10 protein-coding genes and 1 pseudogene are annotated in these 12,609 nt (G+C 47.2%); 1 reads left to right on the top strand and 10 read right to left on the bottom strand.

Going from position 1 to position 12,609, the window contains the following annotated elements; translation table 11 throughout:
* Positions 1 to 36 precede the first annotated feature (36 nt).
* The 5 genes and pseudogenes from KJS63_RS07900 to KJS63_RS26155 form a co-directional block, all read right to left on the bottom strand.
* The gene (locus KJS63_RS07900) at positions 37 to 516 is read right to left on the bottom strand and encodes a DUF6530 family protein (RefSeq protein WP_068619607.1); all 480 of its coding nucleotides are present in this window, start codon (positions 514 to 516) and stop codon (positions 37 to 39) included.
* A gap of 87 nt (positions 517 to 603) precedes the next feature.
* A complete protein-coding gene (locus tag KJS63_RS07895; protein ID WP_213618642.1) occupies positions 604 to 963 on the bottom strand; it encodes a GIY-YIG nuclease family protein in 360 nt (119 codons plus the stop codon).
* A 230-nt stretch (positions 964 to 1,193) separates the two neighbouring features.
* Positions 1,194 to 1,331: a hypothetical protein gene (locus KJS63_RS07890; RefSeq protein ID WP_306432890.1), complete on the bottom strand. Its 138-nt coding sequence runs from the start codon at positions 1,329 to 1,331 to the stop codon at positions 1,194 to 1,196.
* Positions 1,332 to 1,353: 22 nt separating this feature from the next.
* Positions 1,354 to 2,562, bottom strand: coding sequence for an MFS transporter (locus KJS63_RS07885; RefSeq protein ID WP_213618641.1), 1,209 nt, complete (start codon positions 2,560 to 2,562; stop codon positions 1,354 to 1,356).
* 2 nt (positions 2,563 to 2,564) lie between these two features.
* Positions 2,565 to 2,787, bottom strand: a pseudogene (locus KJS63_RS26155) (DUF6530 family protein); the annotation flags it as partial.
* Between the two features lie 692 nt (positions 2,788 to 3,479).
* Here KJS63_RS26155 and KJS63_RS07880 point away from each other — a divergent pair.
* Positions 3,480 to 4,514 carry a Cfr family 23S rRNA (adenine(2503)-C(8))-methyltransferase gene (locus KJS63_RS07880; protein ID WP_213618640.1) on the top strand — a complete coding sequence of 345 codons (1,035 nt, stop codon included), beginning with the start codon at positions 3,480 to 3,482 and terminating at the stop codon, positions 4,512 to 4,514.
* A gap of 203 nt (positions 4,515 to 4,717) precedes the next feature.
* On the opposite strand, the gene KJS63_RS07875 is transcribed toward KJS63_RS07880, so the two are convergent.
* The 5 genes from KJS63_RS07875 to KJS63_RS07855 form a co-directional block, all read right to left on the bottom strand.
* The gene (locus tag KJS63_RS07875) at positions 4,718 to 7,588 is read right to left on the bottom strand and encodes a polysaccharide lyase family 8 super-sandwich domain-containing protein (RefSeq protein ID WP_213618639.1); all 2,871 of its coding nucleotides are present in this window, start codon (positions 7,586 to 7,588) and stop codon (positions 4,718 to 4,720) included.
* A 334-nt stretch (positions 7,589 to 7,922) separates the two neighbouring features.
* Positions 7,923 to 8,969: a glycoside hydrolase family 130 protein gene (locus KJS63_RS07870; protein WP_213618638.1), complete on the bottom strand. Its 1,047-nt coding sequence runs from the start codon at positions 8,967 to 8,969 to the stop codon at positions 7,923 to 7,925.
* A gap of 32 nt (positions 8,970 to 9,001) precedes the next feature.
* A complete protein-coding gene (locus KJS63_RS07865) occupies positions 9,002 to 10,534 on the bottom strand; it encodes an extracellular solute-binding protein (protein WP_213618637.1) in 1,533 nt (510 codons plus the stop codon).
* Between the two features lie 83 nt (positions 10,535 to 10,617).
* A complete protein-coding gene (locus KJS63_RS07860) occupies positions 10,618 to 11,502 on the bottom strand; it encodes a carbohydrate ABC transporter permease (RefSeq protein WP_213618636.1) in 885 nt (294 codons plus the stop codon).
* A 10-nt stretch (positions 11,503 to 11,512) separates the two neighbouring features.
* A complete protein-coding gene (locus KJS63_RS07855; protein ID WP_244862529.1) occupies positions 11,513 to 12,451 on the bottom strand; it encodes an ABC transporter permease in 939 nt (312 codons plus the stop codon).
* Positions 12,452 to 12,609: the final 158 nt, after the last annotated feature.

Here is a 12,609-nt window from a genome sequence, read left to right as displayed (position 1 = left end):
TGTAAAATCAAGGTCTTTGACGGGTTTGATGTTCATCTAATATCCCATATCCTTTAATATTTTGGATAATGTGCGCAAGCGCTCGCCGATCATTTCATCGTCGTCGCTCAGCGCTTGATTGAACAGCTTAATATCTTCATTAATTCTCTCATTGTCCGTACAGATCGCCACGGTCATGGCATCCCCCTGCAGACCAACCCGCTCGATAACGGGCTTCTCCGGGTCATATAAATCCTCATAACGATAGGCTTCACGGAAATGCTCCAGAGACCGGCAAATTAGAATGGACAAATCAAGAACACGATGAAGAGGCAGTTCCTCCGATTGTCTTGACCATTTCTCCCCCGTGTATCTCCATACCTTGGCCGAAATATCGACCTTGCCTCTATCGTTCCACTGGGCCAATCCAAGGGAAAGACCTTTCGCGTCCGTGTTCCCGGCCATCCGCCCATCAATCTTCTCATAATTTTCCGACACAACAACCGGTTTATGTTTTAACGTTGTAGGTATTTTCATCTTCATTCCCCCATTCCAGTTATCTACTTACTAATTTACTAAATGACGATTTCATCTTATCTTGAATTTTACAGCTAGTCAAATCGCTTAATCTCTGGGTGGTTTATTATATCCTCTGTCTCCATAAGGCTGTAACTTCTGAAGCCACGGCTTCAACATTTGCTTCTGTTCCCAGCGCATATCTGTCACCTCATCGCTTTCCTTCTGCTGCAAGACCTCATAAGTGAACGCATCCGCTCCGAATTCTAGCCAGTCCTTTTGCAGCTGGGCATTTGCAAATCTCCCTTGATCCAGCTGCATCTTCAGGGTGAGCCATTTGTTCTTCAAGTTGGGATAACTGTCGATGTAGATTTTCCCGTTGACTTTATTTTGGATTTGGATGACACCCATATACGACTTGATCTGCTTGTATTCCTCAAGCAGCTCTCTTCGCTTATTCTTATCCATGTCTTTCTCTCCTTCTCGTGATAATGAACATTCATGTAAATCATATATACCGGGCAATGATCCGAACTAACTTTGCAGGGAATTCACGCAGATTCGTAATGTCCAGAAATCTTTCATAACCATATATCTCGCTGATGACCTCTTTAAGGCTTTGGCTAATTGGTTTTTTCCAGAACCGGCCCTCTAACAAATATTGGCAATTTTCATTTCTCCGCGATTCCAGTTCCGTTTTACTTCTTTACTTCTTTACTAATACGGAGTTCTTCCTCACTGGTCTTATGGGATACTGTTTTTTTCCAAATCAGCTCTTGTTCTGTATCACTCCACTGCCTCTTTGGCGACAAATAATATTGTCCATGCTCCTCCATTGATTTCTCCTCTCTAGGCCCATCAAGATGCTGAGCCTGTCTCCGCTTTACTTCTTTTCTTGACCACGATAGGCAGCAGCAGCAGCGCGCCGATGATCAGAAACACACTGCTTGCCATATATACACCCAGTAGGGAAAACGTATCCTTGAGATAACCGGAGACAAACATACCTATCACCATCATTCCCATGAAAATGGGTGTGATTGTTCCCGATACCCGGCCAATAAATGCTCCTTCGGTATTCCGGACAAGAAGCGTCTGAATGCCGCTTTGAATACAAGGATAGAACAACCCGCTGATCACAAGCAGAATAAGAGTCAGCCAAATTTGGTTTGACGCGCCCAATCCAACCGTACAGACGGCGCTGACAAGCAGGCCTACCAAGAGCAAGAGCTGTGGCTTTACATTCTTGGCCACGACTATAATGAGAGCTCCGCCTGCCAACATGGCAGCCCCATTGGCCATCACCAGCCACTGCAGGAACTGTTTGTCTTGCCCCAGGTTCTCAATAACCAGGAAGAGCTGAAGCGGCTGAGTCAGCCCTGATGCTAAACCGACCGCCAAAAAGGTCCAGCTGAGCGTTTTTAGAGATTTGTTAGCTCCGATATAATTTAGGCCATCCGTCAACTCCTTGATAAAGCCGCCAGCTTTCCCTGACTGCGGTTCCTCAGCATCACGGGGAAGAGTGGTTAATACAAGGGAAGACCCTAGGAACATAACCGCTGTCAGGATTAGCGATACGTTAATGCCAAACTTAATAAAAATAAACGTACCTATGACGGGTCCCAAAACCGTAAAGATAGCTACAAGCGTTTGGGACATCGCCATGACACCCTGCAGCTGTTCAGCGGGCACATGCCGCTTGTACAGTTTCATGGCCGAAGGCTGAGAGAACTGGGACAGGCTGGCAGAAACAAACGACCCGATAAGAAGTGCAATCCACCCCCCGTTCATGACCGCAAGCAGCACAGCCCCCACAGACACGCCAGACAACAAGTCGCTCCATACCATAGTTCTCTTGGGCCGCCACCGGTCAGCGAAGGTTCCGCCAATAAGGCCTAACAGAAAGATCGGTGCAAATTCCGCAACCGAGATTAGAGATACATCAACCGGATTATTGTTCGTCAAATCGGTAACATACAGAAGCACGGCATAATTCCGTATCCATATTCCCAATTGCAGCAGCACCCTGGAAAAAATAATCGTTCGTACATATTGATTGGTAAACATGTTTAATACCCCATATCGCTTATTATTTTTGATAAAGTGCGCAAGCGTTCGTTAATCATCTCATCGTTGCCCTTCATCGCTTGGCTGAACAACTTAATATCTTTGACAGATCAGAATGGACATATCAAGAACGCGGTGGAGAGGCAGTTCCTCCGATTCCTCTGACCATTTCTTCCCTGTGTGCCTCCATACCTTGACCGAAATATCGCCCCTCCCTCTTTCGTTCCTCGATCAACAACTTCGTCAGTTGTTCACTAATTTACTAATTTACTAAATCAGTGATTAGAATATTATCTTGGATTTCATCGTTAGTCAAGCCGTTTTGTTACTTCCATTATTTTTTGACCAAAAGGCGCTCTTGAAAAACGGGGACGACAGCCCATCTAATCTTGCAAAGCTGAAATTTGTTATGCTACAATGACGTTTAATAAACGCGGAGGAGATGATGAGAATAATGTAATATTTCTTGCTATTTACGAATGATAAAACAACGATTGTTTTATTCTTTGTTAAGCAAGAAAGTTACTTATTCTCTTCACTCAAATCATTTTTATCTATTTCATTATGTGAATAGATTCTAGTTCATTTGAGCTGCAAGAAAGGTAACTTTCTTGCAGCTCTTTATTTTTTTGGGAAGTTATTGTTATCGCGGAATTTCAATGCACTCTATGATTTTTTATCTTAGGAGGTCGAAATAGATGATTGAAGTTGTAGATGTTCATGTGAACCGTTCATTGCTCGTGGGTACGGTTCACAATCAAACTAAACGGATGCCGGAGCATTATCCATCTATTGATAGATGCACGTAGCGATTCCAGCTACAAGCTTCGTGGATTTTAATAGGGTTGGTTAATGTGTATGGTAAGCACCGACGATGGTGCTTAGGCATTTTCTCCGGCTTAAGAGGAGAAAAAAACATGAAATCAACTTCAAAATACGAAATGATTCAACGCATATTAACGAAATTGAAACAACCCGCATATCGGTACCAACAAATTGCGGATGCGATCTTCAAACATAGAATTGGTGAATATGACCGAATGACCATACTGCCTAAGGGGATCAGAAACGAGTTAATTAAGAACCTTGGCGAACACGTTTTGAACTTAACCCCTGTCATGCAAAAGACGTCAAAACAAGTGAATAAAGTACTTTTTGCCATTGAGGGCGGTGAACGCATAGAAGCCGTTCAGCTAAGCTATGAGCGGGGCTGGAAATCGTACTGCATTTCCAGTCAGTGCGGATGCGGATATGGCTGCCGTTTCTGTGCTACCGGTACAATCGGGCTGAAACGAAATCTGACTGCTGACGAAATTACCGACCAATTGCTGTACTTTCATTTCAATGGTCAAGCCTTGGACAGTGTCTCGTTTATGGGGATGGGAGAGGCGCTTGCTAATCCTAATATCTTTGACACGCTTAGGATTCTAACCGATTCACGAACCTTTGGTTTGGGGCATCGAAGAATTACAGTCTCTACCATCGGAATCCTGCCGGGGATCGATCGTCTGACAAGGGAATTTCCACAGGTGAACCTGACCTTTTCGCTGCACTCTCCGTTTGACGAACAGCGGAGCGAGCTCATGCCCATTAACCACCGATTTCCGCTGAATGAGGTGTTGGACAAGCTGGATCAGCACATTCGGGATACAGGTAGAAAGGTATATATTGCGTATATCTTACTTCGCGGACAAAACGATTCAAATGAACATGCGGAAGCCATTGCTGCTTTGTTAAAGGACAGAGGACCTTGGGAGCATTTATATCACGTCAATTTGATCCCCTACAATTCAACCGACGTAACGCCTGAGAGCTTCCGACAATCGGACAAAGAGCGGGTTCAAAGGTTTGTCCGTATTTTAAAAACAAAGGGCATCAAAGTCACCGTACGGGCTCAATTCGGAACGGACATTAATGCAGCATGCGGTCAACTATACGGACTCAACAAGTGATCTAAGGATTTGAGTTGGAGAGCATCATAAACATTAGAAGAATTATCCGGTTTCCGGGAAGAGATTGATAGTCGAAATCTTGACAGAATACAGGACAGAAAAATAATCTATAACAACGCAGGCGTAAGAGCCTTGCCACCACATGCCCATACTCTTGGGCAGCGGTGGCTTTTTTACTTACGGAACGACATTCTATCCAACTATTAAGAGATTTCCAAGTTAGGAGCAGTAGCAAGAGCCGAATACACTTTAAATTCCCAGAGCGAGTAGCCGTATTTGGTTCCTCTTTTCGTACCATACATCCGAACGTATCTTGCATTCACGGGTTCGAAGGAGATTCTATCGATTCCGCCGTCTCCGGTTGTGGTACTGTAAACTGTAGTCCAATTCGTCGCGTCGTCGGAAACCTGAATTTGGTAAGCTTCGCCATACGCGTCTTCCCAATGTAGAGCGACCTCCTGGATGGATTGGCTAGTGCCAAGGTCGACATAGATCCACTGCGGATCGGAATAGTTAGATCCCCAACGGGTGCTAAGTGAGCCATCGACTGCATAGCCGGTTCCTACGTTCGCGGCTCTGGACGAGCTTGCCGCTACCGGCTTGCCTTCGGCAAGATTGGGTGGTACTGCCTCATATACATTAAATTCATAAAGCGAGTAGCCGTTTCCGGTACCCTGCTCAACCCCTTCCATACGAACATACCTGGTACTGACCGGACTGAATGAGATATCTTCGATTCCGCCTTTACCCGTCGTCGTTGAGTAAACATCGCTCCAGGTGACGGCGTCGTTCGATACTTGAATTTTATAACTCTTCCCGTATGCCTTCTCCCAATTTAACCTAACTTTATTAATCAAAAATTGATTTTGCAAATCAACATAAATCCATTCATGATTCGAATCATTTGAACTCCAGTACGAAGTTCTGTAAAGATCCGCAGCCTTCGAGGCAAATAGGTTGCCTTTGCTGGATGAAGCGGTCGCACCTTTATCGTAAGCAAGATCGAATCCGCTGTCGTCGATGGAGGCTCCCTCATTCAAAGTCACGCTTCGGCCTGTGAACGTATCCTTGCCGAGCGTATAGCTTGTCGTGGATGTTTCTCCGTCTCGATCCAGCGTCACGTTCACTGTAATCCCCGGTGTTTCGGGATTGGCGACCGAAATACGGACAGGTGCTGAAGATTCGTCAACGATAACCATGGCGGGTTGATCCACTGTGACAATCAAACCGTCTCTCACCGATACCGATCCGGGTTGATAAAACAGCAATTCCGCTATCCCCAGAGACTTATGCCGGACAGCCTGAACGGACGATGTATTCGCAAGAATACTTATCGGGTTATCACTCGCGTAACTGCCGACCTCTTCGGAGGTTTTGTTTGGCAGTACGATGTATTGATAGGAAGCGTTTGTGGGTTTCACGCCATGATCGAGCCAAATCGAAAAAATCGGCTTGGTCATCGCCTCCGTTGAACTTCCCGAGATGACATCGCTCCATTTTCCGGTTTTCGTCTCCTGTTTTACTTGAAAATCCGTCGGATTCGGGAATATATAACCGATATGATCGTTATAAGCCCAGCGTCCGCCCGTTTGCATCGTCCCGTCTGCTATCGGACTGCCGTCTACGAGAACTTCGCCTGTCGCCTGACTTTGATTCAATGTCGTGTGGATCGGCGCGGTATTTGTCGAAGTGATTCCTGCACCAAGCGCCACCATTTCTTCATCGAAAAAGAAGTAGCCCTTCTTTCCACTTGTATTCAACTTGTTAAAATCAAATGCGGTGGCTCCATAACGCTCGTTTGTCACTCCGCCTACAAACGTTTTGGGATTGTTGAAATTCCCGTCTTTCGTGAGTGCGTAAGGGGCCGTCGTACCGGGAACATGGGCCCAGTCCATCAACGGGTACACGGGTCTGTACTCGTCGCCGGTTCTCTGAATGGCGGTGGCTCCTTGCGGCGTCCAGTATAACAGGTTATATCCGCTGGGATTAATCGTTCTCCATTCGCCGCCTTTGACCGTGCTGGAAGACATCTTGACCGTAATTCCGTAGTCATCTCGCATATGGGAGGAGACAAGCGTCTGCCATTGTGTCATATTGCTCTTGTCCAGTCCGTTGCTCGTATTCGTGCCGATCCTGCGAATATTGTCAAGGAAACTGGCAAACTCCGCAGCCCGCTTCGGATTGGCCGTCTGCATCCATTGCATCGGATCTTCATAGAAAGTCAGAGCTGCGCTCGTATAACCCGGCCAATCTGGTCCATTCATCCCCATACCCAAATCGGCAACATCGCCTTTCACGAGATACCGGGTACCATCCAACAAGTAGGACGATAACGAATCAATCGCCGCCTCACTGAACGAGAACGCGGTGCCCGAGGTAATGTAGGCCCAGAATGACATATCTCTGGCAAAACTTCTTCCATAGCCGGTCGTATAATTCGTTTTACCATGCATGAAAAAAGACATGTCCGACTGGATTCCCGTCACCGTCGTCGCCACATTCGACAGTACGTTAAACGCATTCACGGCGTTCCGGACGATCCGGGCATCTTCCAGCAATAAGCCGCGGTACATATAATTTTGATTGTACCAGGACGAATTGGCTCCATCGATCGTGTGAGGGCTGCTGTCTAACGTGCCTATTATATTGGAGACTTGCGTTGTCGTTAAATAGCCTTCACATAGAAACGCAATTTTTCCCAACCTTAATTGTTTGCCGATTCCGGTCTCCCACCAGTTAGTTGAAGTCGGCTTTACCTTGAACCAATAATCCAGCGCCTTTTGAATACCAACTAACAGCGTTTTACTATGATAATTTGGATCATTGGGGTCGGCAAACGCCTGCGCCATCGACTGCATCCGGTCTAAGGCAAGGTAGGGCGACCAACCTCTCCCATTAGCGGCGGAAGTTGTACTCGCGTAATCGACATCCCCCCAGCTTCCATCCGGGTTTTGATTGGATAAATAAGTACCTGCCTGTGATTTGAAGGTCCATTCGACCCGACCGTTTGTTCCGTCATTTATGATATCTTTGGAGATGTAAAAATCAACCATACGCTTTTTCATCATTTTCATATCAGCGATCTCTTGAGAAGCATTTGTCTCCTCGAAAGTGCTCGCCGATACGAGTGAGTTTAAAAATAGGGAAGACATCATTGAACAAACAATAACAAGACAAATCCACCTTTTTACAAACCTTTGCCTTGGGTTAGCCATTCTCAGCTCCTCCTTTTGCTATATAAAATGAACTTATGAAAGTTACCCTATTTCGGGGCGCTGCGATGCCGAGTGTTCTTTAAGGCCGCTGTTGTCTCCGAAATATTTGAACTAGTTATCAGTGGGGCGTTTCGATCGATAACGCTTTCAATTAAATGAGTTGAAGAAGGCAGCAAATACTGCCCCCCATCTTTCAAAAGAATGTATTATATATATCCTCCAAGGGGATGTCCACGACAGCCATCACTTCGTCCGCGGCACCATAATACATGCGGATCGTTTGATCTAGTAAAATGGCTCCGCACGAAAACACGACCCCGCCGAAAAATCCATTCACCTCATAGGCGGTTTCCGGCTCTAATACGGGTACACGGGATCTTGCTATTACCTTGGCCGGATTGTTCAAGTCGAGCAGCACCGCCCCCATACAATAGCGATGCTTGCTGTCCGCGCCGTGGTACAGCGCAAGCCAGCCGCGATCGGTTCGAATCGGAACCGCGCCGCCGCCCATTCGAGCCGAATCCCAGCCTTGTTCGCTTAGCCCCATCAGGAAGCGATGGTTCCCCCAATGGTCAAGATCGGGCGATTCGGCGATCCATATCTCGGGAGAACCGAACGATTTCGGCACCGGACGGTGCAATGCGTAGTATTTGCCGTTAATTTTCTCCGGGAATATCATGACGTCCTTATTTTCGGGAGCGAGTATAAGCCCGTGACGCTTGAATGTTCGAAAATCCCGGGTCTCCGCCAGGCCAACGCCAACGCCGCGAGCGGAGGCGGAGCTGTAAGTGACATAATACATGTCCCCGATTTGGGTCACGCGCGGATCTTCAATCCCCCACGCTTCCAAAGCGTGTTCCGGAAATAAGGCCGGCTGAGGCTCGATGTCGAAATGAACGCCATCCTTACTTCGCGCCACCCGCAGATGGGATAAGGATGTGAGCATGACCGTTCGTCCGTCCCTTGCAACGAAGCGCGAGTCGGAGAAATCATAGCTCGGATCGGCCTTGTCGTAGCGCTCTATAAGTACATCGGTGCCTGCTTCGTTAAGCCGGGGGACGAGCACTTCGTCCCCCCGGTCCGATACCGGCGCTTCCGAAACGCGCAGCAACAAAATAATTTCATCCCGTACTTGCGCGACGCCTGCATTAAACGCTCCAAGCACTCGAAAGTTGGGGCGGGAGGGTGCAACGTCCTGGGTCCGTATAACAGGATTTTGCGTGCAGCGTTTTACGTTCATGTGAGATACCTCTTTCCGTCTTTCAATGATTGTTATTTACCGGATGTAACGGCGTCGATTTGCGCTTGAATTTCATCGATCACTTTTTGTCCGCCGAGGCCTGCCATTTTTTCCTCCAGCTTCGCCTTGCCTTCACCCGCAGGTAGCAAGCCTTGACTAAGCGGCAGGAAGAGTGAATCGTGAAGCGGCGTAATTTTGGCATATTCCGTCTTCACCTTTTCAGCGTTAAAGCTGAAGCCTGACGTCGGACTAAGCGTAAAATTAGCCGGGTCGGCGGAGAAGTCGAACCATTTCTTGTCATCCGGCATCATCGTATCCGGCGTGCGGTTCAGCTTTGGCCGCCAAGTCAGCACAAAGCCCGGGAACGAATAGTTGGACAGCACCTTATAGCTCTTATCGCCGAGAGGCTCCCAATCCTTCCCTTGAATACCGTATTCCATCAAATCGTGGTTTTCCTTAATGGACAACCAGTTGACTACGTCCAGAGCCAAATCGCTGTGCTTGGATGAAGCCGGAATGCAAAGGAAATTCCATTGCTGGAAAGCAGTATACGGCTTGGCCTTATCACCGTTTGGAACGAAAACCTCAAGCTTGTCGCTGCCATCCTTCAGCATATCCGAATATTTCAATCCCTCCACACCGTCAGCCGCATAATAGGTTGCCGCAAATTTGCCCTGTTTGAATAAGGTTTCCGCATTTTGCTCCTGCGCAATATTTTTGGAAATTAAACCATCCTTGTAGTATTTGGTGACGCGTTCATAACCATCGGCAATCATCGGGCTTGCCCATTGACCGATTACTTTCTTGTCTTTGGTTGAATAGGCGAACATACTGACGCCGATTTCCAGCACTTCATCGAGCGCCAGATTAGCGGATTCGCTCAGGATAAACGGAAGTTTATCGGCTTTGATGCCATTAATGACGAAGGGCCTGATATCCTTCTCGTTTTCCTTGACCATATACAAAAATTTCTCCAGATCTTCGAGCGTTTTCAACTCGGGAAGTCCATATTTCTCGCGTAAATCTTTGCGGATAATCACCCCGTATACCGGGCCTTGAGTGGTGCCGAGCGGAATGCCCATAATCTTGCCGTCGAATTTGTTATAATTCCACATTTCATCGGGAATGGACGCTTTGAGTTCTGGGCGCTCGGCCACCTTGGCATCCAGTTCCAGCAAAGAGTTGCTGGCGATCATCTGATTCATGGACAACCAAGGGGCATCCAAATACATATCGAAATCTTCCCCGGCAGACATCTTCACAGATACCGTATTCCCGTAATCGGACCACGGCAAGAAATTGATATTCAAGGCCGCTCCGACGTTGTCCGCTTTCAATTTGTCGTTGACCGCCTGCAGCACATTGTCAAAGCCCACCGGCTTATCCCCCGGAAAATATGCTTTCAGCGTCACCGTTTCCTTCGGTGCGGATGTGCCGCTTTCCGTATTCGTTGGAGCATTTCCTTCATTGCCGCCAGTCACCGCTTGGCCTCCGCAGCCCGCCAGCATCAATGACAAAGCCAATACTGTGCTCGTCACCGCGCCAAACCATTTTTTCAATCCCATTTTGTTAACCTCCCTCTGTATAATGAAGAAAAAAAGTTTCTATGATTAACCGGGCTGATCCAGTTAATGCCGGAAATCCTCAATTACCCTTTGACAGCTCCTACCGTTAGACCTTTGACAAAATACTTCTGAAGCAAGGGATACAGCAAGACAATCGGGCCGATCGTCAGCACGGTTGTCGCCATCCGCACGCCATAGGTTGGTGGTGTCACGGCAATGGCTGCCGAGGCGGGAATGAGATTTCTGGCGGCCTCCATATTGGATACCATCCGGCGCAGAATCAGCTGCAGCGGGAACAGCTTCTCATTATCCACGAACATCAATCCCATAAACCAGTCATTCCAGTAGTTTAGGGCATAAAAGAGACCGACGGAAGCCAGAATCGGCTTCGAGATCGGTATCATAATTTGAAAGAAAATTCTCATTTCATTCGCTCCGTCCATTCTTGCGGCTTCCTCCAACTCCTCGGGAATTGTACGGAAGAAACTGACAAGCAAAAAGACGAGGAACGGCTGGCATAATAAGGTTAGAATTAGCACCCAGACGGTATTCTGCAAATGCAGCCACTGACTGACCACAATATAAAACGGAATGATGCCGCCAGAAAAAAGCATAGGCAAATAGCAAAAAATCAAAAAAGGCGTTTGCAGGACATTCCGCTTGTTGGCCAGAGAATAGGCGAGCATTGCGGAAATGCACAGCGCGCTTAATGCGCCTACTGTAGTGATGAAGATCGTGACCGCATACCCGTTCAGCAGCACATCCGATTTCAAAACCGCTTTATACGCGTCCAGCGATAATTTTTGCGGAAATAAAGTATACCCGTGCGCGATCAGCTCCCCCTCGTCCGTAAATGATCCGATAATCATCAGCAGAAAAGGAAACAGACAAAATAAGGTGAACAACAAAATGAACGTATAGGCAAATACCGTAAAAGTCCAATCCGCAGCACTCTGTTTCAGTCTCATCGTTACCTCCTTAGAATAAAGCGGATTCTTTAGACACCCTTCGGGTTATCCAGTTGGCGGCAATGACGAAGATCAGACCCATAACCGACTGGAACAGGCCAACCGCCGAAGACATGCCGAAGTCATGCAGCTGTCTCATGGAGCGGAATACGAAGGTGTCGATGACGTCGGTAGTCGGATACAGCAAGGAATTGTCTCCAATGATCGCATAGATCATGGCAAAGTCCCCGTTGAAAATCTTGCCTACGGCCAGCAAAGTCATGATCATAACAGTAGGAACGAGCAGCGGCAGCGTAATGCGCACCACAATCTGCAGCTTAGATGCCCCGTCAATCCGGGCGGCCTCATACAAATCCTCCGATATGCCGGTAATCGCAGCCAGAAAAATAATCGAAAGATAACCGGCTCCTTGCCACACACGGATAACCGTCAGGATGAACGGCCACAGCTTCGACTCAAACATCCAGTTGACCGGTTCCAAGCCGAAATATTGCAGCCAAGTATTGATCATCGGTTCTTCCCCGCCGAACAAGGACTGGACAATCATTCCTACCACAATCCAGGACATAAAATAAGGAAGAAAAATGAAAGACTGCGAAATTCGTTTGAAGTACTTATTGCGAATTTCATTGAACATTAGCGCGATTAATACCGCAGCCGCCGTCGTAAACAAAATGAACAGCATGTTCAGCATCAGCGTGTTGCGCAGTATGACCCAAAAGTCATCCGAAGTAAAAAAATAGGTGAAATTTTTAAAACCAACCCATTCGCTTCCCGTAATTCCTTTGGCAAAATTATAGTCTTTGAAGGCAATCATAATCCCGTATATGGGAAAATAACTGAACACGAGAAAGAACAGCAACCCCGGCACGGCCATAGCATAGAGAAAAGGATTACGAACAATATGCTTCAGCTTGGACCGTTTCCTTGCATTAAGTTGATATTGCATAGTTTTACTTCCCCCTTTCATCGAAACAGGCAATCGCACCTGTGTCCCGTTATTTAAAGTGCGAGTTCAAAAAGTCTGGGTTTCAGGACCGAGAAGGTTGAATTCAAAATTCGACGCCCGATCCACTTCCTGATCTTCTTCGGCATGGAAAGATGACT

The organism is Paenibacillus sp. J22TS3 (assembly GCF_018403205.1).
GTDB lineage: Bacteria > Bacillota > Bacilli > Paenibacillales > Paenibacillaceae > Fontibacillus > Fontibacillus tuaregi.
The sequence above is the reverse complement of the archived record's forward strand: the minus strand, read 5'-3'. Positions and strand labels throughout refer to the sequence as shown.